The 21,598-nt window shown below is 71.1% G+C and carries 23 protein-coding genes; 17 read left to right on the forward strand and 6 right to left on the reverse strand.

Annotation, left to right across the window (positions count from 1 at the left end):
• Positions 1–9: 9 nt before the first annotated feature.
• Positions 10–993, reverse strand: coding sequence for a phosphodiester glycosidase family protein (locus tag IEY33_RS00480; RefSeq protein ID WP_188960276.1), 984 nt, complete (start codon positions 991–993; stop codon positions 10–12).
• 221 nt (positions 994–1,214) lie between these two features.
• Between IEY33_RS00480 and pckA the strand changes: the two genes are divergently transcribed.
• Together pckA and IEY33_RS00490 are read left to right on the forward strand one after the other, a co-directional pair.
• The gene (gene pckA / locus IEY33_RS00485) at positions 1,215–2,801 is read left to right on the forward strand and encodes a phosphoenolpyruvate carboxykinase (ATP) (RefSeq protein WP_188960277.1); all 1,587 of its coding nucleotides are present in this window, start codon (positions 1,215–1,217) and stop codon (positions 2,799–2,801) included.
• Between the two features lie 119 nt (positions 2,802–2,920).
• Entirely contained in the window at positions 2,921–3,373 is a 453-nt protein-coding gene (locus IEY33_RS00490) for a hypothetical protein (protein ID WP_229670645.1), read from the forward strand.
• Between the two features lie 13 nt (positions 3,374–3,386).
• Here the strand turns inward: IEY33_RS00490 and IEY33_RS00495 are convergent, their stop codons facing one another.
• Positions 3,387–3,659 (reverse strand): hypothetical protein, encoded by a 273-nt coding sequence (locus tag IEY33_RS00495; protein ID WP_188960278.1) that lies wholly within the window; start codon positions 3,657–3,659, stop codon positions 3,387–3,389.
• 69 nt (positions 3,660–3,728) lie between these two features.
• On the opposite strand from IEY33_RS00495, the gene IEY33_RS00500 reads away from it, so the two are divergent.
• From IEY33_RS00500 to IEY33_RS00510, 3 genes are read left to right on the forward strand one after another with little or no spacing between them, the layout of a single operon-like run.
• A complete protein-coding gene (locus tag IEY33_RS00500) occupies positions 3,729–4,340 on the forward strand; it encodes a nucleotide-binding protein (RefSeq protein ID WP_188960279.1) in 612 nt (203 codons plus the stop codon).
• Between the two features lie 24 nt (positions 4,341–4,364).
• Positions 4,365–4,634, forward strand: a complete 270-nt coding sequence (locus IEY33_RS00505; RefSeq protein WP_188960280.1) for a hypothetical protein — start codon at positions 4,365–4,367, stop codon at positions 4,632–4,634.
• A 52-nt stretch (positions 4,635–4,686) separates the two neighbouring features.
• Complete coding sequence (locus IEY33_RS00510) at positions 4,687–5,220, forward strand: hypothetical protein (RefSeq protein WP_188960281.1); 534 nt, start codon at positions 4,687–4,689, stop codon at positions 5,218–5,220.
• On the opposite strand, the gene IEY33_RS00515 is transcribed toward IEY33_RS00510, so the two are convergent.
• Positions 5,217–6,680 carry a serine hydrolase domain-containing protein gene (locus IEY33_RS00515; RefSeq protein ID WP_188960282.1) on the reverse strand — a complete coding sequence of 488 codons (1,464 nt, stop codon included), beginning with the start codon at positions 6,678–6,680 and terminating at the stop codon, positions 5,217–5,219. The two genes, IEY33_RS00510 and IEY33_RS00515, sit on opposite strands and share 4 nt — an antisense overlap.
• Before the next feature lie 117 nt (positions 6,681–6,797).
• Between IEY33_RS00515 and IEY33_RS00520 the strand changes: the two genes are divergently transcribed.
• The 6 genes from IEY33_RS00520 to IEY33_RS00545 all read left to right on the forward strand — a co-directional run bounded on the left by IEY33_RS00520 (position 6,798) and on the right by IEY33_RS00545 (position 13,235).
• Positions 6,798–7,568, forward strand: a complete 771-nt coding sequence (locus IEY33_RS00520) for an ABC transporter ATP-binding protein (protein WP_188960283.1) — start codon at positions 6,798–6,800, stop codon at positions 7,566–7,568.
• A complete protein-coding gene (locus IEY33_RS00525; protein ID WP_188960284.1) occupies positions 7,555–9,153 on the forward strand; it encodes a hypothetical protein in 1,599 nt (532 codons plus the stop codon). Before IEY33_RS00520 ends, IEY33_RS00525 begins: the two co-directional genes overlap by 14 nt.
• 192 nt (positions 9,154–9,345) lie before the next feature.
• Complete coding sequence (gene sucC, locus IEY33_RS00530; RefSeq protein WP_188960285.1) at positions 9,346–10,491, forward strand: ADP-forming succinate--CoA ligase subunit beta; 1,146 nt, start codon at positions 9,346–9,348, stop codon at positions 10,489–10,491.
• The gene (sucD, locus tag IEY33_RS00535) at positions 10,491–11,396 is read left to right on the forward strand and encodes a succinate--CoA ligase subunit alpha (RefSeq protein ID WP_188960286.1); all 906 of its coding nucleotides are present in this window, start codon (positions 10,491–10,493) and stop codon (positions 11,394–11,396) included. Before sucC ends, sucD begins: the two co-directional genes overlap by 1 nt.
• Before the next feature lie 270 nt (positions 11,397–11,666).
• On the forward strand, positions 11,667–12,050 hold the full coding sequence (locus IEY33_RS00540; RefSeq protein WP_188960287.1) for a hypothetical protein: 384 nt from the start codon (positions 11,667–11,669) through the stop codon (positions 12,048–12,050).
• Between the two features lie 237 nt (positions 12,051–12,287).
• Complete coding sequence (locus IEY33_RS00545; RefSeq protein WP_188960288.1) at positions 12,288–13,235, forward strand: class I SAM-dependent methyltransferase; 948 nt, start codon at positions 12,288–12,290, stop codon at positions 13,233–13,235.
• Positions 13,236–13,304: 69 nt separating this feature from the next.
• Here the strand turns inward: IEY33_RS00545 and IEY33_RS00550 are convergent, their stop codons facing one another.
• On the reverse strand, positions 13,305–14,426 hold the full coding sequence (locus IEY33_RS00550) for a hypothetical protein (RefSeq protein WP_188960289.1): 1,122 nt from the start codon (positions 14,424–14,426) through the stop codon (positions 13,305–13,307).
• Positions 14,427–14,515: 89 nt separating this feature from the next.
• Positions 14,516–15,157 carry a MarC family protein gene (locus tag IEY33_RS00555; protein WP_188960290.1) on the reverse strand — a complete coding sequence of 214 codons (642 nt, stop codon included), beginning with the start codon at positions 15,155–15,157 and terminating at the stop codon, positions 14,516–14,518.
• 102 nt (positions 15,158–15,259) lie between these two features.
• Here IEY33_RS00555 and IEY33_RS00560 point away from each other — a divergent pair, with 102 nt between their 5' ends.
• Complete coding sequence (locus IEY33_RS00560; RefSeq protein ID WP_188960291.1) at positions 15,260–15,553, forward strand: hypothetical protein; 294 nt, start codon at positions 15,260–15,262, stop codon at positions 15,551–15,553.
• Between the two features lie 111 nt (positions 15,554–15,664).
• Here the strand turns inward: IEY33_RS00560 and trmFO are convergent, their stop codons facing one another.
• Entirely contained in the window at positions 15,665–17,086 is a 1,422-nt protein-coding gene (gene trmFO / locus IEY33_RS00565) for a methylenetetrahydrofolate--tRNA-(uracil(54)-C(5))-methyltransferase (FADH(2)-oxidizing) TrmFO (RefSeq protein WP_188960292.1), read from the reverse strand.
• Positions 17,087–17,161: 75 nt separating this feature from the next.
• Between trmFO and IEY33_RS00570 the strand changes: the two genes are divergently transcribed.
• The 5 genes from IEY33_RS00570 (at position 17,162) to IEY33_RS00590 (ending at position 21,591) form a co-directional block, all read left to right on the forward strand.
• A complete protein-coding gene (locus IEY33_RS00570) occupies positions 17,162–17,641 on the forward strand; it encodes a hypothetical protein (RefSeq protein ID WP_188960293.1) in 480 nt (159 codons plus the stop codon).
• 123 nt (positions 17,642–17,764) lie between these two features.
• A complete protein-coding gene (miaB, locus tag IEY33_RS00575; protein WP_188960294.1) occupies positions 17,765–19,144 on the forward strand; it encodes a tRNA (N6-isopentenyl adenosine(37)-C2)-methylthiotransferase MiaB in 1,380 nt (459 codons plus the stop codon).
• 83 nt (positions 19,145–19,227) lie between these two features.
• A complete protein-coding gene (locus IEY33_RS00580) occupies positions 19,228–19,815 on the forward strand; it encodes a M23 family metallopeptidase (protein ID WP_229670646.1) in 588 nt (195 codons plus the stop codon).
• A 77-nt stretch (positions 19,816–19,892) separates the two neighbouring features.
• The gene (locus tag IEY33_RS00585) at positions 19,893–20,633 is read left to right on the forward strand and encodes an alpha/beta hydrolase family protein (protein WP_188960295.1); all 741 of its coding nucleotides are present in this window, start codon (positions 19,893–19,895) and stop codon (positions 20,631–20,633) included.
• 67 nt (positions 20,634–20,700) lie between these two features.
• Positions 20,701–21,591, forward strand: coding sequence for an ABC transporter substrate-binding protein (locus IEY33_RS00590; RefSeq protein ID WP_188960296.1), 891 nt, complete (start codon positions 20,701–20,703; stop codon positions 21,589–21,591).
• The last annotated feature ends 7 nt before the right edge of the window (positions 21,592–21,598 follow it).

Consider the following 21,598-nt stretch of genomic DNA (forward strand, 5'->3'; position numbering starts at 1 on the left):
CCCCGGAAGTCAGGGTTTCCGGGCGGGCGCGAGTGCCATGACGGGGTTCATGAACACGATGGCGTGCGGCACGGGGCGCGACTGCACCCGGCGGGAAGAGTGCCCGACTGCCAGGGCGCGCGACCCGTAGATGAGGCTGGTGCTGTACCCGCTGTCCATCAGGACCGCTTCCTGCGCGCCCGCCTGCTGGGCGATCCGTGCCAGGCGTTCGCTGCTGACGGGCGTGATGGTGGCCCCCGCGATGCTCAGCCCGTCGCGCGTCACGCCGAAGAACACGCGTGGCCGGACCTGCTGCGCGTCGCTGGGCGCGTGCGTCATCATCTGCGCGCGGCTGAGCGCCTGCCCGCCGTGCACCAGCCACGCGCCCGCCAGGAAGGCGTCCGTCATGCCCGGAAGGAGCGCCTGCACGTCCGCCTTGCTGTTCATGGTGCGCGGATCGAAGGCTGTCACCATGAACCGCGAGTGCGACCACGCCACGAGCGGGCGGCCCTGGATCTTGCGGAACTTGCTGGGGTCGGACTCCGACAGGAAGTGCCCGCCGGGCGTGAGGAGCGGCCCGAGCATGTTGGAGTCGTTGGAGGCGATGGCGGCGTCCTTGAAGAAGGTGCCGTTCACGCCCGCCACCGCGCCCGACGCGCGGATGAACTCGCCGACGCTGCTGCGCCACAGCACGTGCCTGCTGACCGGCTGCCCGCCGCGCAGCAGCGCGACGCGCGTGACCCCCACCTGCCCCTCGCTGAGCTGCACGGGCCGGTCCTCGCGCAGCAGCGTCGTGAAGACCGGCGCGGGCACCGGCACCTGCAGCGCCACGCGCGGCGGGACCGGGACGGGCAGGGGGCCCTGCTCGTACTCCGGGTACGGCCACTCGGGCGCGGGCCGGGCCGCCGTCCGGAGGGTGGGGGGCGCGCCTGCCGTGCGGTGGGTGACGAGCAGGGTGAGGGAGACCGCGGCCAGCAGCAGGCCGGCGGTGGTCAGGAGGGGACGGGCGCGCATCTGCGGTCAGTGTAGGCCCCGAGGGTGAGGGAACGGTCAAGCGCGGCGGGGGGGGAGGGCGGTCCGGGGACACCCCCCCAAATACACCAATTGGTGTACACGGTACACCAGTTGTCACCCCCAGCGTGACGATTTCAGGCTTGAACGGGAGCGATTCCACCCAAATAATGGGGGAAATCACGACCTGAAAACAAAGTTGCTACTTCACGGAGGGACAGACCATGACCACGATGAACGAACACGAAGTGACCCTGAACCTCCCCCTGAACCCGGGCAGCATTCACCACAACCCCACCGTCGCCGAACTGTACGAGGCCGCCATCCGGCGCGGCGAGGGCCACATCAGCGAGGGTGGCCCCCTCGCCGTCCGCACCAACAAGACCGGCCGCAGCCCTAAGGACCGCTTCATCGTCGAGGACGACCTCACGCGCGGCGCCGTCTGGTGGGGCGGCTTCAACACCCCCATCGCCCCCAGCGTCTTCGACGCGCTCCTCACGCGCATGGAAGCCCACACGGACGGCCGCGAACTGTTCGTGCAGGACCTGTACGCCGGGACCGACCGGGAGCAGCGCATCGGCGTGCGCTTCATCCAGGAGATGGCGTACCACTCGCTGTTCGTCCGCAACATGTTCGTCCGCCCCACCGGTGACGACCGCGACACCTTCCAGCCGGACTGGACAGTCCTGAACCTCCCCAGCTTCCACGCCGACCCGGCCCGCGACGGCACCCGCACCGACACCTTCATCCTCGTGAACTTCACGCGCCGCATGGTCCTGATCGGCGGCACCGAGTACGCCGGCGAGAACAAGAAAGCCATCTTCGGCGTCCTGAACTTCCTGCTGCCCGAGGTGGGCGTCATGCCGATGCACTGCTCCGCGAACGTCGGCAGGGACGGCGACGTCGCCCTGTTCTTCGGCCTGTCCGGCACCGGCAAGACCACCCTCTCGGCCGACCCGGAACGCGCCCTGATCGGCGACGACGAGCACGGCTGGACGGACCGCGGCGTGTTCAACTTCGAGGGCGGCTGCTACGCCAAGGTCATCGGCCTGAACCGCGACGCGGAACCTGCCATCTACCGCACCACCCACATGTACGGCACCGTCCTCGAGAACGTCGTCCTGCGCGGCGACCACACCGCCGACCTCGACGACGGCTCCCTCACCGAAAACACCCGCAGCGCCTACCCCATCGAGTACATCGACAACATCGTCCCCGAGGGCCTCGCCGGGCACCCCAGGAACATCGTGTTCCTGACCGCCGACGCGTTCGGCGTCCTCCCGCCCCTCAGCCGCCTGACCGAGGAGCAGATGATGTACCAGTTCATCTCCGGCTTCACCGCCAAGATTCCCGGCACCGAACAGGGCGTCGTGGACCCCGAACCGACCTTCAGCACCTGCTTCGGCGCACCGTTCATGCCCCGACACCCCGGCGAGTACGCCCGCCTGCTCGCGCAGAAGGTCCGCGCCAGCGGCGCCCGCGTGTGGCTCGTGAACACCGGCTGGACCGGCGGCAAGTACGGCGAAGGCAAACGCATGAGCATCGCGCACACCCGCCGCCTCATCAACGCGGCCCTCAACGGCGAACTCGACGACGTGCCCTTCGTGCAGGAGCCGAACTTCGGCCTGAGCATCCCCACCCGCGTGCCCGGCGTGCCCGCCGAGGTCCTCGACCCGCGCACCGCCTGGGCCGACCCCGCACGGTACGACCAGACCGCCCGCAGGCTCGCCGGAATGTTCCGCACGAACTTCGAACGTTTCTCTGCAGGGGTGGACGCCGCCGTCACCGACTGCATGCCCACCCCCGCCTGACCCGTCACCCCACCGCGCCCCCCGGCAGGCCCGCCCCGATCTTCACGGTCCGGGTGGACGGGCCGCCTTCTGTGAGGACCTTCAGGTTCTCTTCATGCACCCGGGAGTACACTTCTGCAATGAGCTCCCCCACATCGGTCCCGGCGACCCACGCCCCCGACGCCGGAACGACCCGGACCGAACCCGAACAACCGGCACAACAATCCCTGCCCGCAGACTGCAAGGTCGCCGGCCTCGCCGTGTACGTCGACGTGGACGAAACCCTGCTGCGCCACTACGGCACGCGACAGATCCCCATCCCCAGCGTCATCAAACAGATCAAGGCCCTCCACAAGCAGGGCGCCGAACTGTACTGCTGGTCCTCCATGGGCGCCGCGTACGCCCGCCAGTGCGCCGAGACGTGCGGCGTCGCCCACTGCTTCCAGGCGTTCCTGCCCAAACCGAACATCATCGTGGACGACCAGCAACCCAAAGCGTGGCGGCGCATCCTGCACGTCCATCCCAGCCAGTGCAGCTCCCAGACCACCGTCGACGAGTACCGCGAGGAACTCAGGAAACCCCGCCCGCTCTGACGGTTCCCTCACCTCATCCCGCGTCCGCTCCGCCGTCCTCCTGCGCCTGCAGGATCAGCCCGCGCAGGTAGAAGTCCCAGCACTCGTCCGGCCACGCCGCGTAGATGACGCGGCGGTTGCCTGCGTCCGCCGCGTCGAGCGCCTGCCCGATCGCCCGGTAAAAACGGCTGCCCTGCTCCTGCATGGCGCGCGCCGTCCAGTACGTGACGCTCCGCATGAGCACCTGCACGCGGCGCTCCGCGTCTGCCGGGACTTCACCTGCCGCCGTGCCGTGTGGCGTGGTCATGCCTCAGTGTGGCACGCGCCCGCACTCACCGATGACGCGCCGTTCTCATCCTCCTGCTAGCCTGAAGGCATGTCTGCTGTCATTGCCATCACATCCGAGAAGGGAGGCGTCGGGAAGAGCACCCTGGCGGTCCACCTTGCCGGGGCCTTCGCGGAACGCGGGCTGCGCGTGACCCTCGTGGACGAGGACGGCCGCGTCGGCTCCAGCGTCGGCTGGTCCCGGCGCGGTCCGGGCCTGCCGTTCCCGGTGCTGGAACCCGACGAGGTCCGCCCCAAAGCCCTGCGCGAACTGGACGCCCTCATCATCGACACGGAAGGCAGACCGAAACGCAAGGAACTGCGCGACCTGTCCGAACGCGCCGACACCATCCTCGTCCCCAGCGGCGTCAGCACCCTCGAACTGGAATCCACCCTGTCCATCGCCGACTACCTGAACAGCGAGGGCGGCGCGAGACGCAAACTGAAGGTCGTCCTCACGCGCGTCCCGCCCACCTCCGGCGCAGGCGAACGCGCCCGCGAGGACCTGCGCGAAGCGGGCCTCACCGTCACCAACACCCTCGTCCGCCAGTACGCGTCGTACCTGCGCGCCGCGGACCTCGGTGTGCTGTGCCGCGACGTGCCCGACGAACGCTCCGCGCAGGCGTGGGCAGACATCCTCAGCCTCTCCCGGGAAATCCTGTGACGCCGCACGCCAGGGAGGCCACACGTGGCTAAACGCTTCGCTTACCTGCAGGGCCAGAAGGTGCGCCGCAAGGACGCCGAGAAGATCCAGGCGGAATCGCTCGAACCGCTCGAAACCGTGTACATCCGCAAGGAAACGTTGCGCGCCGTGTGGCGCAAACTCGGCAAGGGCCGCGACGGGAACCTCAACGAACTGATGGAGGACCTCCTGCACCGCTGGCTGAACGAACAGGAACAGAAGACCAGCGACCTGATGGGCGTCCTCGCCCGCCAGAAAGGCAGCGGACGGGACTGACGATGCCCGGCGCGACCACGCCCGCCCGCACGCCAGGAGCGGCCCGGCCCGCATGATCCCCAGGCCCGCCGCCCTCCACCCCGCCCACCCGTGGGCCTTCTGGACCTTCCTGACGGCCCTCGCGCTGCTCACGCCGGGCCTGCTGCACCCCCAGACGTGGAGTTTCCTGTCCGGCGTGGACCTGATCTTCCACGAGGCCGGACACGTCCTGTTCATGCCGTTCGGAGAGACGCTGTACCTGATGGGCGGCTCGCTCTTCCAGGTGCTGCTCCCGCTCGCGCTGGCAGGCGTGTTCCTGTGGCGCGGCGAGGGCGTCTCCTGCGCCGCGCTGCTCCTGTGGACCGCGCAGAGCCTCGGGAACGTCAGCGTGTACGTCGCCGACGCCCAGGCGCGCCTGCTGCCCCTGCTGGGCGACGACCCCGACAGCCACGACTGGTGGCAGCTGCTCGGCAGCTGGAACGCCCTCGCCGCGAGCCACACCCTCGGGAACCTCCTGTGGTTCCTGAGCATCGTCACCGCGCTCGCCGCCGTGTGGACCGCGTACATCGGCACCCGCTTCGGAAGCACGGGCGGGCGGAACGCCTAACCGGGCGTTCCCGCGACCCTCAGCACGCCGTCCTGCCGGAAGGACCGCAGGAACTGCGCCTCGACCCGCAGGGACTCCTGCCTGGCCGCATGGGCATGGCTCAGGTGCAGAGAGAGCGTCCCGTGCCCGTCCAGGTCCAGCAGGCGGACGTGCAGCGTGCCGTGACCGGTCCAGGCGGCCGCGCCCGCCCAGTGCATCGGCGGGAGCAGCGTGTCTCTGGCGCGCGGCCCTGCGGTCGTGTGCGTCGTCCAGTCCCCGAACCCCGCGCGGTGCGCGTAGGTGCCGTGCGTGAATGTCAGCGTGAGCGGCACGTCCGGCCCGATGTCGCCGAAGCGGACGCCCTCCAGCCCCCAGTCGTTTGCGGGAAAGCTGAAGCGGCGACCGGCGAGCCTGCCCGCCGACACGGAAGTGTGGTCGCCGCCCGGGACGGGAACGCCGAGGCTGGCGCACCGCGCCCGCAGTGCCGTGAGTGCCGCGTCGTCCGCCGGGAGCGGCCCGCTCCTGAAGGCGGGCAGGAGGTGCGTCCACACCTGATCCAGCACGGCCTGCATGTCCTCCACCGACGACAGCAGCGCGAGCACCGCCCCCTGTTCCGGCATCACCAGCGCGAACTGCCCGAACGCGCCGTCGGCCCGGTACGCGCCGTGACGGCACCGCCAGAACTGAAATCCGTACCCCTGCGCCCAGTCGCCCGCGCCCGGTGCTGCCGCGTCCCCGCTGCTCACCTGCGCGCACGTCGCCTGTTCCGCCCAGCCCGCCGGGAGAAGCTGGCGGCCCTCCCATACGCCGCGCTGCAGGTACAGTTGCCCCAGTCGCGCCAGCGCCGAGACGGGCAGGCTCAGGCCCCAGCCGCCGACCGTTTCCCCGGCGGCATTGCGCTCCCACGTCGCGCCCCCGATGCCCAGCGGCGCGAACAGGCGCGCCTCCAGGTACTCCAGCAGGCGCAGGCCGCTGCGTTGCTCCACCAGGGCCGAGAGCATGAAGGTCGCGGCGCTGCTGTACGCGAAGTGCGCTCCCGGCGCGAACGGCACGGGCTGCGCCAGGAACGACCGCACCCACGGCTGCGGCCGCCCGTACAGCTCTCCCGTCACGTCGTCGGCGTGCCCGGTCGTCATGGTGAGCAGGTCACGTACCCGCATGGCCGCCAGCTGCCCGTCCGGCACGTCGGGCAGGTCCGCCGGGAAGAGGGTGGGCAGCGGGTCGTCCAGGCCGAAGAGGCCCTCCGCGACCGCGAACCCGACTGCCGTGGACACGAAACTCTTGCTGACCGAGTACAGCGCGTGCGGGGCGTCCAGCCTGAAGGGACGCCACGCCGCCCGCACGAGCGTCCGCCCGTGACGCAGCAGTTCGAGGGCGTGCAGTTCCAGTCTCGCCTCCTCGCAGCCGTTCAGGAACTGCAGGACGGCGCGGGACGGGAGGCCCGCCGACTCGGGAGTCGCTTCAGCAGAGACAGGGTTCACCGCTTCACGCTAGCCCCCTGCCCGTGTGGGCGAATCGGCCATGCGGCCTGGTCGCCCCCTGCTGGCCCGGACACCAGATGTCGGGCTGCGGCGTCCGCGCCTGCCGTACGCTGAGGCATGACCGGCTCTCCCGCCCCGCTGGAACTGACTGGCCTCTCGAAACGCTTCTCCGGCGGGCAGGCCGTGTCGGACCTGTCGTTCACCGTGCGGCCGGGCGAGCTGTACGCGCTGCTCGGCACGAACGGGGCTGGGAAGACGACGACGCTCCGGATGATCGCGGGCCTGCTCGAACCGGACGGCGGGGACGTGCGCGTGTACGGGCACAGTGTCCTGAGCCATCCGCTGAGCGCGAAGCGCGTGATGGCGTACCTGCCGGACGACCCGATGCTGTACGGGAAGCTGCGCGCGCCGGAGTACCTGGAGTTCGTGGCTGGCCTGTGGGGCATTCCGGCGTCGGTGGCCGCGCCGGAAGCGCAGCGGCTGCTGGTGTGGCTGGAGTTGTGGGAGCACCGTGCGGCGCTGACGGAGTCGTTCTCGCGCGGCATGAAGCAGAAGCTGGCGCTGGCGGGCGCGCTGGTGCACTCGCCGCGCCTGATGCTGCTGGACGAGCCGCTCACCGGGCTGGACGCGGCGGCGGCGCGGCAGGTGAAGGACGCGCTGCGGGCCTTCGTGGACGCGGGGGGCGCGGTGGTGCTGACGACGCACATCATGGAGGTCGCGGAGCAGCTGTCGGACCGGATCGGCGTGATTCGCGCGGGGCGGCTCGTCGCGCAGGGCACGCTGGCGGAGTTGCGCGAGCAGGTGGGGCATGCGGGGCAGGGCTCGCTGGAGGACGTGTTCCTGGAACTGGTGGGCGCGGGTGGCCGGGGGCGGGATGTCGTCCTCTGACGCGGAGTTGAACGGGGCGTCTGGAGCTGGAGCAGGACCAGACGGCGGGCCGGGCGCGGCGCGGCCGGTGCGGCGGGGCGCGTGGCGGCCGGGGTCGCTGCCGTGGCTGATCGTGCGTCAGGTGCGGCTCGACTGGCGGTCACGCTTCGCGTCCGCGGGGACGCGCTGGATGCTGGGGTTGGGCGCGGTGCTGATCCTCGCGGTGTCGGTGGCGGTGTGGCCCTCGCGGGACGCGCTGAACGGCTCGCCGCACCTGACGGGCCTCCCGCTGCTGCTGGTGGGCGTGGTGGGGCTGGGCCTGGGGCTGCTGCTGTTCTCGGCGAGCGTGACGGCGCTGCTGGAGTCGCTGTACGAGCGGGGCGATCTGGACCTGCTGCTGGGCGCGCCGATCCCGCCGGGCGTGGTGCTCGCGTCGCGCCTGCTGGGGGTGGCGGTGTCGTCCGTGGCGCTGGTGGCGCTGCTGGCCCTCCCGCCGGTGCTGGTGGGCGTGTTCGTGGGCGTGTGGCGCGCGCTGGGCGTGCTGCCGTGGCTGATGTGCGTGTCGCTGCTGTCCACGGCGCTCGCGGCGCTGTTCACGCTGGGGCTGGTGCGGCTGGTGGGCGTGCGGTCGGCGCGCACCGTGGCGTCCGTGGTCGGCGCGGTGGGTGGCGGCGGCCTGTACCTGCTCAGCCAGTGGCAGAACATGACGGGCCACTCGGCGCTGGAGACGTCGCTCGTGGGGGGCGTGCAGGCGGGTCTGGCGGGGCGGGGCGTGCTGGGGGAGGGAAGTCCCGTCTGGATTCCCGCGCGGGCGCTGTGGCTGGAGCCGGGACCGGCCGTGATGTTCGTGGCGCTGACCCTGCTGGTGTTCGCGGGGAGTGTCGTGCTGCTGCAGGGCGCGTTCCGGAGCGGCGCGCAGCAGGCCACGTCGCACGACCGGCCTGCCGCCGGGCGCGGCGTGCAGGTCCTGACGTTCCGTCCGGGCCGCCTGGCGCTGCTGTTCAAGGAATGGCGGCTCCTGCAGCGTGACCCGCTGCTGCTGTCGCGCACGCTGCTGCAGCTGGTGTACCTGCTGCCGCTCGCGTTCACGCTGAAGCGGCAGGTGGGGGCGGGCATCGTGACGGGCAGTGTGGGCGTGCTGGCGCTCGGGTCGCTCACGGCGGGCCTCGCGCACATCACCGCGAACGCCGAGGACGCCCCGGAACTCCTGATGACGGCCCCGCAGCCCGCGGAGCGGCTGCGGCGCGTGAAGCTGCTCGCGGCCGTCCTGCCGGTCCTGCTGCTGTGGGGGGCGCTGTCCGCCCTGCTGCTCGCGCGTTCTCCGGGCGCGCAGTCGCTGCTGGGCGTGCTGCTGTCGCTGCTGTCCGTGCTGGGCAGCGCCGTGATCGTGCTGTGGTGGCCCATGCAGGTGCGCCGCGCCGACCTGTTCCGGCCCGGGCAGCGCAGCGACCTGCGGCAGTCGCTGTCCACCGTGCTGCTGCAGGGCGGGCTGGCCCTCGCGAACTTCGCGCTGCTGCACGCGCCGCTGTGGGGCGCGCTGGGCCTGACCGCCGCGCTGACGGGACCGGTCCTCGTCTACCTGCGGGGCCGCCACCTTGGCCGCTGACGCCCGCCCGCGCATGCCCTGCCCGGATGCGCGCCGCCCGGATATACGGACGCGCACGCTGTCCCCAGATCAGGGACAGGACGGGCAGCTGAGGGTGGGCGGGTATACTCAGCGGTTGGGAACGCAAGAGAACCACACCCATTCGGTCAGCTCCCCGCTGCGGGACTGACCCCACGCCTGAGGAGGCTGTACATGAAACTCCACGAGTATCAGGGCAAGGAACTGCTCCGCCGCTTCGGCGTGAACGTTCAGGACGGCAAGGTCGCCTACACCCCCGACGAGGTGCGCACCATCGCCAACGAGTACGGCCAGCCGGTCGTCGTGAAGGCGCAGGTGTACGTCGGCGGGCGCGGCAAGGCGGGCGGCGTGAAGTTCAGCCCGACGCCCGACAAGGCCTTCGAGAACGCCGAGAAGATCCTCGGCATGGACATCAAGGGCCTCACCGTCAACAAGGTGCTCGTCACCAAGGCCGTCGACATCGACGCCGGCACCGAGTACTACGTCGGCATGATCGTGGACCGCAACGTCCAGAGCTTCACGCTGATGGCCTGCGCCGAGGGCGGCATGGAGATCGAGGAACTCGCCGCCGAGCGCCCCGAAGCGATCATCCGCCACCGCGTCGATCCCGTCACGGGCCTGCGCCCCTACGAGGCCCGCGAGGTCGCCCTCAAGGCCGGCTTCAAGGGGAACCTCAACAAGATCGCCGACATCATGGTCAAGATGGCCCGCGCGGCCCTGGAACTCGACGCGAACCTCGTCGAGATCAACCCGCTGTTCATCGACGAGAAAGGCAACCCGCTCGCGCTCGACACCAAGTTCGACGTGGACGACAACGCCCTCTTCCGTCACCCGGACCTCGCCGCGCTGCGCGAGAGCGAGGCCGACCACCCCCTCGAGATCGAGGCCGCCAAGTACGGCTTCGCGTACGTGAAGCTCGACGGCAGCACCGGCGTGCTCGGCAACGGCGCGGGCATCGTCATGACCACCCTCGACGTCGTGAACCGCGTGGGCGGCAAGCCCGCGAACTTCCTCGACATCGGCGGCGGCGCGCGCGCCGACATCGTGTACAACGCCGTGAAGCTCGTCCTGAAGGACAGCGACGTCAAGAGCATCTTCATCAACATCTTCGGCGGCATCACCCGCGCCGACGAGGTCGCGAAGGGCGTCATCCAGGCCCTGCAGGAAGGCATCCTCACCAAGCCCGTCCGTATGCGTATCGCGGGTACGGCCGAGGACGAAGCGAAGGCGCTGCTCGCCGAGGTGAACAGCGACATGATCAAGATGTACCCCGACATGTTCCAGGCCGCCGAGGCTGCCGTCGAGGAGGCGAAGAAGTAATGGCGATTCTCGTGAACAAGGACAGCAAGGTCATCGTGCAGGGCATCACCGGGCGCGAGGGACTCAACCACACCAAGGCCATGCTGGCGTTCGGCACGAAGGTGCTCGGCGGCGTGACCCCCGGCAAGGGCGGCACCGAAGTCGAGGGCCTCCCGGTCTTCAACAGCGTCGCTGAAGCGGTCGACGCGCTGCACCCCGACGTGTCCATCATCTTCGTGCCGCCCTTCGGCGCGGCGGACAGCGTCCTCGAAGCGGCGCACGCGGGCGTGGAACTCATCGTGCTGATCACGGAGGGCGTGCCCACCGTCGACATGATGAAGGCCGTGCAGGAAGTCAAGGCCCTCGACGCGCAGAACCGCGCGGCGGGCGGCAAGGGCATCCGCCTCATCGGCGGGAACTGCCCTGGCCTCGTCAGCAGCGGCGAGACCAAGATCGGCATCATGCCGAACCGCATCTACGAGCAGAAGGGCCGCATCGGGCTCATCAGCCGCAGCGGCACCCTCACGTACGAGTCCGCGAAACTCCTCGGCGACGCGGGCCTGGGCACCAGCACCACGGTCGGCATCGGCGGCGACCCCGTCATCGGCACGACCTTCGCGGACGTGCTGCCCCTCTTCGAGGCGGACCCCGACACGGACGCCGTGGTCGTCATCGGTGAGATCGGCGGCGCGGACGAGGAAGCGGCAGCCGAGTACATCGCCTCCTCCATGAAGAAGCCCGTCGTGGCCTTCATCTCGGGCCGCAGCGCGCCCGCCGGGAAGCGCATGGGTCACGCCGGTGCGATCATCATGGGCAACGTCGGTACGCCCGAAAGCAAGCTCGCGGCCTTCGCGGCCGCCAACGTGCCGGTCGCGGACACCATGCCGCAGATCATCGACCTGCTCAAGCAGGTGCTGAACAAGTAAGCAGAATCATTCTGCCCTGATGGCCGCCGCAGTCGCGGCGGTCACGGGGGCGGGGCAGCGGGGCAGGGAAGACGGGGTTCATCCGTTCTCCCTGCCCCGCAGTCATGGCGTGAGGCTGACGGGTCTGTGAGAATCACTTTCACTGAACGTCCACCGAGCAGGCACCTGCAATGACCGCAATCGTTTGTGGAAACGCTTCCTGACGACTTTCATACAAACGCCCCACGAACCGTGAGTGCCCTGTGACACGCCCCCTCTACACTCGAAGCAATGAACGCAACTCAGCGCTGGGCCCTGGCCCTCGGCGCCGCCGTCCTCGCGTGGACCGGCAGCACCCAGGCCACCGAAATCAAGCTCGACACCCTGATGGTCTCAGGCGCCCCCTCGCCCTGCCTCGCCGTGCGCGTCAACGTCATGAAGGAAGGCAGGAGCCTCTCCGAACTGAACCTCACGCCCGACGGCGGCCTCAAGGTCCAGAAAGGCGAGAACGTCCACTTCGCGAAAGGCGAGACGTACATGCTGCAGGCCAGCTGCATCAGCGGCAGCACCTTCTCGCAGCAGTCCGGCCTGAAATTCACGGCGGACGGCCGCACCGTCATCGTGCAGTTTGCCGACACCGGCTTCCAGATCAAGCGCGGCGGCGTCGCCTACTGATCCGGACTCCGTCCGGCCCGGTCGAGACCCGGGAGGAGGGACGCCGGAAACGGCAACGGTATCTCTCCCATCCCCTCCGGACCGGACGCGTGGGTGCTCGCGGCCGGGCGACGGCTCCGCGTTCCGCTCGGCTGAACTTCAGGAGCCCGGCTCAACTCGGGATGACCCGGCCCGCGCCCTGCCCGCTGGTCGTCCGCCCCTGAACGCTGCATCCCGTGACACGCTACACTCTGCCGCGTGACGCTGCCGCCCGACCCCACCCTGCAGGCCCAGCGACTCCTCGCGCGCCGCGCCCACCTGCCCGCGCAGGGCACCACCGTGTACCGCGCCGCGCACCTCACCGAGACGGACCACGTGTACGCCCTGGACCTCGCGGGCGACACCGGCATCCTCAGCCTGTACCGTGACCTGAGCGCCGCGCAGGAGCACGCGCTCGCGCGTGCCTGGGCGGACGCGGCCACGCTGCGCGCCGTGTACGTGAAACGCCGCCCGCAGGAGGCCCGGCACGCCGCGAACGTCGACCGGGACAGACTCGCCCCGCCGCGCCCCCTCTGGGGCGAGGACACGCCCGAAGTGACCGCCCTGGAGGACGGCGTCCCGTACCTCATCCGGCCCGGCGGGGACCTGAGCGTCGGCCTGTTCACGGACGCCCGCCCCGCCCGCCGCTGGGTCCGCACGCACGCCACGGGCCGCGTCCTCAACACCTTCGCGTACACCTGCGCCTTCGGCCTGAACGCCACGCTCGCCGGGGCGGACACCGTCAAGAACCTCGACCTGTCCCGCAAGGTCCTCGAGTGGGGGCAGCAGAACTACGCCCTGTCCGGCCAGCCGCACCCGGACCGGGACTTCATCTACGGCGACGTGTTCGACTGGCTGCACCGCCTCGCCCGCAAGGACGACCGCTACGACCTCGTGATCCTCGACCCGCCCAGCTTCGCGCGCAGCCGGTCCGGCGTGTGGCGCAGCGAACGCGACTACGCCAACCTCGCCGCCCTCGCCGCCGCGCTCCTCGCCCCGCACGGCCACCTGCTCGCCATGAACAACCACGCGGGCGTCACGCACGCCACCTTCGAACGCATGCTGCACGCGGGCGCGCCGCACCTGAAGGTCACGGAGCGCCTCGGACCGGGCGAGGACTACCCGGCCGCCACGCACCTCAAGGTCGTGACCCTGCAGGCCGACTGAACCGCGCCGCGCGTCATGTGCTGCCACATCCGGCCGTGCCAGCGCGTCACCATCCGGCCGGAACCCGGATCACAGGTTGGAGTCGTGCCAGTCACGCAGCTCCTCGCCGGGCTTGGCGGGGAGCAGAAGTCGCGCGTCCATCTGCTGCATGTCCTGCAGCGCCGTCCACCCGCCCGGCAGGCGCAAGCTCACGAGCGCCCGGCCGCTCCCGTCCGCGCACGCCACGGTGCCCTCCAGCGTGACCGGCCCGCTGCTGTACACCAGCCGCACCTTTCTCGTGCCGGAGTCCAGCAGTTCCCCACTCCAGATGAGGTGGTCCGGCTCGACCGGTGCGGCCAGTACCTGCGCGGCGCTCGCCCCGGCGGGAAGCAGCGGCGTGAGGACCGTGATGTCGTCCAGCACGGCCAGCTGCACCTGCGGGTCGCTGACCGTCACGCGGCCGACGGGCGCATCCATTGAGTCGCACAGCGATCCCTCCAGCCCGAACGCCGCGCTCCACTCGCTCGCCGGGCGCAGCAGGGCCGCGTTCGGTCGACCGGGCAGGTCGAGCCGCATCACGCCGGACGCCGTGACGCTGCCGCGCGCGAGCAGCGCCGCGTCCCCGTCCGCCGTCGTCCCGGTGGACCTCACGCTTCGGGTCCCGCCGATCCAGCCGCTCAGCTGCACCGTGAACGGCAACTTCAGGGTGGGCGCGTTCATGTTCCGTGCCTGCGTCCGGGGCGTGGCCGCTGCGGGCTTCCAGTCCTTCACCTGCTGGCACAGCACCACCGTCGCGCGCGGCCCCACGGCCCCCATCGCCCACATGCCCATGATCGTCTGGCCGTTCCTGCTGTACTGCACGCTGAACTGACTGAAGTCCGGTGACTTCACCTCTTTCGTCAGGTGCCAGCCCTGCTGCGCGATGGCGGCCTTCATGCGCGTGTAGGTGGCGAGGGTGTTCGGCGTCATGAACGCTGCCACCGTGTCTTCCGGCACGCACGGCCAGGCGGACGACTGCGACGGCGTGACGCCCGACAGCTCCGCCTGCGCCCTGCGGATCATCAGGCCGACGCCCGCGAGCTGCTGTGCGTTCATGGTGTCCCGCAGCGCGCCGGGAATCCGGAAGGCGTCCGTGAACACCCGGCCCGCCTGGGCGGCAGACAGGAAGGACAGCAGGAGGAGAGGAGGAAGCAGGGCGCGTCGTCTGGGCATGCCGGTCAGGATACCGGTGCGCGGCAGCGGACCTGCACGCAACTGCCCGCCTTGAACGCGCACCGGGCGTCTTTCCTGGCCCGGCCGCGTCAGCCCACGTTGACGAGCAGGCCCCGCACGCCGTCCGCCACGTACTGCACGGCCAGCGCGCCCAGCAGCACGCCCAGCACGCGCGTCACCACGTGAACGCCCGTCAGGCCGATCACGCGCGCAATCTGCCCGCTCACGCGCAGCGCGAGGTAACACAGCAGCAGCACCACGGCCGTCACGAGAAACACGGCCGTGAGCAGGACCGGCGAGCCGTGCGCGTCCGACGCCAGAATCATGATGCTCGCCAGCGTGCCCGGCCCCGCGATGAGCGGAATGGCGAGCGGGAACACGCTGATGTCCTCGCGCTCCTGCGCTTCGCGTTCCTCGTCCGGCGTTTCCTTGGTGCCGCTCGCCCGCGCGAACACCATGTCCAGCGCGATCAGGAACAGCAGGATGCCGCCCGCGACCCGGAAGCTGTCCAGGCTGATGCCGAGCCGCTCCAGCAGCGCCCGCCCGAACAGCCCGAATGCCAGGATGATGACGCCCGCCACCACGGACGCCTTGAGCGCCATGGCGCGCCGCTCGAACGCCGGGCGGTTCCCGGCCAGCCCGATGAACACCGGCGCGAGCCCGATGGGGTCCATGACCACCACCATGGTCAGGAAGGTCTTGTAGGCGAGCGTGACATCCACAATCTGCATGCCGCATTGTATGGGCCACGCCCGCCCCGCACGCCTCCCCGCAGTCTCGGGCGCGGGCCGGGGCGGACAGGACAGCGGCGTCACCCTACCCTGACCATCCGGGTGTACCGGAGGGACCGCGCGGCGCGCTACCGTGACGGGGTGGCGTTGTACTGCGTGGAATTCTGGCAGCCTTATCCCCTGCAGTACCTGGGGAACCTGGGCTTCCACGACACGGTCACCGACGCCCTGAACGCCTGCCAGCAGCACAGCGGCACGCCGCTCCGCTGGCGCATGCCGGTGCAGGGGCACTTCGTGGCCGCGAACGAGTACGCCGAGTACCGCATCGTGCGGCTCGGCGCGGAAGAGGAACGGCTCCTCCCGCGCCGCAATCCCCAGGGCAGCGCGGGCACCTGACCCGGAACCGCTGTCCTCCACGCCCCGTCCCTTTCCCGGCAGGGTCACTGAATACAGGAGAGGGACCGGTCGCCGCTGCCAGCGGGCCGGTCCCTCTGTTTCGTGCGCGCGTCAGTTCTGCGCGGCCCCCTGCAGTTCAGGCTCTGGCGTCGGCAGTGCAGGCTCGGGGTCCGGCAGGGGCGGGCGCGTCACCTGCAGTCCGGCCGTCTCGGCCCAGTCGAGGAACGCGTTCAGGCCGCGCCGGAACATCACGGGCCGCTTCTCGCGCTTGCCGAGCTTGCGGACCTTGCCGTTCGGGCCGGGCGCCGGGGCGGGAAGTTCCGGCACGAGCGCCCAGTTCACGTTCATCGGCTGGAAGCCCTCCGGGTTGGCGCTCTCCAGGTAGCGGGTCAGGCCGCCCAGCATGCTCTCCTGGGGCGGCACGACCGGCTCCAGCCCCAGCGCGAGCCGTGCGGCGTTCGTTCCGGCGAGCCAGCCGGTCGCGGCGGACTCCAGGTACCCCTCCGTGCCTGCGAGGACGCCCGCCACGAACTTGCTGGGGTCGGCGCGCAGCTGCAGCGCGGCGTTCAGGACGCGGGGCGCGTTCAGGTACGTGTTGCGGTGCATCACGCCGTACCGGACGATCTCGGCGTTCTCCAGGCCCGGAATGAGCTGCACGACGGCCTTCTGGTCGCCCCACTTCAGGCCCGTCTGGAAGCCGACCAGGGACCACATGCGGCCCTCCTGGTCCTCCTGCCGCAGCTGCGCGACCGCGTACGGCCAGCGTCCCGTGCGCGGGTCCGTCAGGCCACGCGGCTTCATGGGGCCGTAGCGGGGCGTGTCGGGACCGCGCCGCGCGATCTCCTCGATGGGCATGCAGCCCTCGAAGAACTCCAGCTTCTCCCAGTCGTGCGGGGTGTGGCTGCGTGCCGTTTCCAGCGCCGTGTAGAACGCCTCGTACTGCTCGCGGTTCATGGGGCAGTTGATGTAGTCGGCCGACTGGTCGTACCGCCCCGCGCGGAACGCGACTTCCATGTCGATGCTGTCGAAGGCGATGACGGGCGCGGCCGCGTCGTAGAAGGCGAGCTGTTCGCCGCCCGTCAGGCGCACGAGGTCCGCCGCGAGCGCCTCGGACGTCAGCGGCCCAGTCGCGATCACCGCCACCCCGTCCGGCAGGGCCGGGAGTTCCTCACCGACCACCGTGACGAGCGGGTGCGCGCGCACGGCGCGCGTCACGTGCTCGCTGAACGCGTCGCGCTCCACGGCCAGCGCGTTCCCGGCCGGGAGGCGGCTCGCGTCGGCACCCGCCAGGACGGCACTGCCGACGCTGCGCATCTCGGCCTGCAGCAGCCCCTTGCTCTGCAGGGCACCTTCGCCGCCGAGGCTGTTGCTGCACACGAGTTCCGCGAAACCGCCGCTGCGGTGCGCGGGCGTCATCTTGACGGGCCGCATCTCGTACAGCGTGACGTGCACGCCGAGCCGCGCGGCGGCCAGGGCGGCTTCGGACCCGGCGAGGCCCGCGCCGACCACCGTGATATGAGGGAAGGAAGTCATCCCCAGAGTCTACGGCCTGCACGCACCCGGCTGGCCGGGTCAGCTCACCTTCAGGTGCGGCGCGTACCGTGACGCATGATGCCCACCGTGCGCCCCGCCCGTCCCGCCGTGCCCCGAGCGCTCCTGCCCCTGATCCTGACGGCCACCCTGCCGCTGAGCGGGTGCACGCCCATCCTGAACGGCCTGACCGGCAACCTGACCCTGCACCCCAACCCGACCGCGCCCGCCGTGCAGGGCGCGGACCGCGTGAGCGGCACGTACACCGGCACCGGCCGTTACGGCCTCCTGAACAACCGCTACCGCCTCGTGCTGAACGTCAACGTGGCCGCGAACCGCGCGGACGGCGTCCTCACGAACACCGGGAACGCCCGGTCGTACGCCGTCACCGGACGCTTCGTGCCCGTCACGGACGACGGTGGCAGCGTCGACGCCGAACTCTTCGAAGGGGGCCGCAAGGCCGGCACGCTCGTCGCCCGCGTCCGGAACGGCGAACTGCGCGGCACGCTCGCCACGCTCGCCTTCGCGTACGACGTGACCCTCACCCGCCAGCCCTGACGCGCGCGGGCCGCCGGGACCGGGCGCTACAATGCCCGCACCCGTCCGCCCCGCCCGGCCCCAGGCCGGACGCGCGCGCGGACCAGAGGCCCCGGAATCCCTCCGGTCGGCCCGGAGGTCCCCATGAAAGCGACCGTCATCACGTATGGCTGCCAGATGAACGAATACGACACTCACCTCGTCGAGAGCCAGCTCGTCTCTCTCGGCGCGGATCTCGTGGACGGCGTGGACGAGGCGGACTTCGTCCTGATCAACACCTGCGCCGTGCGCGGCAAGCCCGTCGACAAGGTCCGGAGCCTGCTGGGCGACCTGCGGAAACTCAAGGCGAGCCGTGGCCTGATGATCGGCATGATGGGCTGCCTCGCGCAGCTGGACGAGGGCCAGCAGCTCGCCCGGACCTTCGAGGTGGACGTCCTGCTCGGGCCGGGCAGTCTGCTGGACCTGGGTGCGGCGCTGGAAAGCAACACCCGCTTCTGGGGCCTGCAGTTCAGGGACGAACTGCACGACCACATCCCGCCCGCCCCGCAGGGCAAGCTGCAGGCGCACCTGACGATCATGCGCGGCTGCGATCACCACTGCACGTACTGCATCGTGCCGACCACGCGCGGCCCGCAGGTGAGCCGCACGCCGGACAGCATCCTGCGGGAACTGGACGGCCTGCTGGCGGCCGGGGTGCGCGAGGTGACGCTCCTCGGGCAGAACGTGAACGCGTACGGCATCGATCAGGGGGCGCGCGTGGCAGGCATCCCGAGCTTCGCGCAGCTGCTGCGGCTGGTCGGCGCGAGCGGCATCGAGCGCGTGAAGTTCACGACGAGCCACCCCATGAACTTCACGGAGGACGTCGCGCAGGCCATGGCGGAAACGCCGGCCGTGTGCGAGTTCGTGCACCTGCCCGTGCAGAGCGGCAGTGACGCCGTGCTGCGCCGCATGGCGCGCGAGTACACCCGGGACGCGTACCTGCAGCACATCCGGCACATCCGCAGGCACATGCCGGACGCGGTCCTCGCGACGGACATCATCGTGGGCTTCCCCGGCGAGACGGAAGAGGACTTCCAGCAGACGCTCGACCTGTACGACGAGGTCGGGTACGACAGCGCGTACATGTTCATCTACAGTCCCCGGCCCGGCACGCCCAGCTACCGTCACTTCGCGGACCTGCCGCGCGAGGTGAAGACCGAGCGCCTGCAGCGCCTGATCGTGAAGCAGAAGGAGTGGAGTCAGCGCCGCAATGCCGCGCGCGTCGGCACGCTGCAGAACGTCCTCATTCGCGGCGACGCGCACGACTCCGGGTTCCTGGAGGGCCACACGCGCGGCAACCACCCGGTCGTGATCCCCAAGGCGCTCGGCGCGGACGGCCCCGGCATCTACCCCGTGCGGATCGAGCACGCGACGCCGCACATGCTGTACGGGCACGTGGTCGACGCGGCCGGGCAGCCGCTCCCCGCGCGCCCGCAGCTGGCGCCCGAGGCGGCCGCCGTTTCGAGTCCCCTCGCCATGCTCTGAACGGCGCGCCGGGCGGCCCGTGAGGGCGACGGTGGAGGTTCCCTGAAGGCCGTACACGTGCCGCGTGTGGCACGCTGTTCGGCGTGACTGGAGTGCTCCTGGCCGTTTCGATGCTTCTCGCGGGCGGCACCGGACTGCTGTGCCAGCCGGAACCCAGGGAGTCGCCCGCGCGTGAAGCCGTCTGGGACGCGCATTTCGCGAAGCTGCCCACCCTGACGGGCCGCCTGCCGGACCGGCCTGACGCGGCGCTCGCCATGCCTGTGGCGGGCGTGCGCGTCCGTCAGGTGGCGGACACGTGGCGCGCCGCGCGTGGCGCGGGCCTGCTGCACGCCGGGCAGGACGTGTTCGCGCCGCGCGGAACGGTGGTGCGGAGCGCCACGGCGGGCCTCGTGTGGATGACCGGGTCAAGCGTGCGGGGCGGCACGTGGGTGTACGTGCTCGGCGCGGGCGGCCGCCTGTACTACTACGCGCACCTGGGCGCCGTCGCGCGCGGCCTGCGTGAGGGACAGGCGGTGACGCCCGCCACGGTGCTCGGCACGGTCGGCACGACCGGCGACGCCGAGGGAACGCCCCCTCACCTGCACTTCGCGGTGTTCGAACGGTACGGGCCGGGCTCTCCCTGCCGCTTCCCGGCCCTGAATCCCCTGCCGCTCCTGCGGGACCGAAGCTGACGCGCAGGCCTCTGCAGGGGCAGTGAATCCGTTCCCGCTCCCTCCCTCGTGGGCGGGCGTGCTCTAGATTGGGCCGCATGGAATCTTTCGTTACAGTGCGGGTGGACGGTCAGAACGTGTACGGCATGCTGCACCTGCCCGACACGGACGCGCCCCCGAACGGCCACCCGAGCGTCCTGATGCTGCACGGCTTCACCGGCAGCCGGTCCGCCGATCACCGCCTGATGGTGCTCACGTCGCGCGCATTGATGGCGGCGGGCATCGCGAGCATGCGCATCGATTTCCGGGGGAGTGGCGAGTCGGAGGGAGACTTTTCCGAGATGACGGTGGGCCGCGAGGTGCAGGACACGCTGGAGGCCGCCGGGTACCTGCGCCGCCACCCGCTGCTGGACCCGCTGCGCGTGAGTCTGCTGGGGCACAGCATGGGCGGCATGGTCGCGGCGCTGAGCGCCCCGGAGGTGCGCCCGCAGCGGCTCGCGCTGTGGAGTCCGGCCCTGCCGGAACTGTGGCTGCCGATGCTGCGCGGCGGGTTCGTGCCGCCCGTCGTCACGGACCGGGGCGGGTGGCCGCTCGGCCGGGCGTTCCTGCTGGAGTTGCCGCGCCTGAACCCGCTGGAGGCCGCGCGCCGCTGGGGCGGCGAGGCGCGCGTCTTCCACGGCGATCAGGACCCGGTCGTGCCGCCAGAGGTGGGCGTGCGGTACGCGCAGGCGCTCGGCTGTGACGCGGTGGGCCTGCCGGGCGCGGGGCACACCTTCGACAGCCTGGAGTGGGTGGATCAGCTGATCCGCGAGACGACGCGCTTCCTGCTGGGCCGCTGACGCCGGTTGACAGACGCCGGGCTGCACTTGCCGTCCGGCGCGGGGCGGGCGTCCCGTATCCTGAGGCGTGAGAATCGCTTCGCTGCACCCGACCGCCACCCGGATCCTGCGGGATCTGGGTGTGCAGGGTCAGCTCGTGGGGGTCAGTCACGCGTGCCGCCAGCCGGACGGCGCGCCGACCCTGCCGGTCCTGACGCGCCGCTCGCTGCACGCGGGCCTGTCGCCGTTGGAGGCGGAACGGGTGCTGGCGAGTGCCATGCGCGGCGGGTGGCCGCTGCATCACGTGCGCGCCGAGGCGCTGGCCGAGGTGTGCCCCGACCTGATCGTCACCGAGGGCCCCTGCCGCGTGCAGGGCGACGCGCCCGGCGGGGCGGCCGCCCCGCTGGAGGAGGCCCTGCCGGACGGCGCGGTCCTCCTGAACCTGCGGGCCGGGACGGTGGCGGGCGTGCTGCGGGACGTGCAGGCCGTGGCGCGGGCCACCCGGCTGCCGGACGGCGGCGAGGACGTGCTGCGCCGCGCCCGCCACGCTTGGAGCGCCGTGAAGCCCGTCCGGCACGCGCCGCGCGTGCTGACGCTGGAATGGCCGGAACCCGCCTGCGTGGGCGGGCACTGGGTGCCGGAACAGGTGCGCCGCGCTGGCGGCCGGGCGGTGCTCGCCACGCCGGGCGGCACGCCCCGCCACGTGTCCTGGGACGACGTGAGGACCGCCGACCCGGACGTGATCGTGATGATGTGCTGTGGCGAGGGCCTGTCCGGCAACGAGGGTTTCGCGCGCAACCTGCGCGCGCACCCGGCCCTGAGTACGTTGCGGGCCGTGCAGGACGGGCAGGTGTGGGCGGTGGACGCCGCCGAGCACTTCTCGTACGCGACACTGGGCATCGTGCGGGGCGCGGCCGTCCTGGCCAGCGTGCTGGCGGGCCAGGACCTGCCGGGCGAGTCGCGGCGCGTCACGGCCTGACGCTCGC

The organism is Deinococcus aquiradiocola (genome assembly GCF_014646915.1).
GTDB classification, from domain to species: domain Bacteria; phylum Deinococcota; class Deinococci; order Deinococcales; family Deinococcaceae; genus Deinococcus; species Deinococcus aquiradiocola.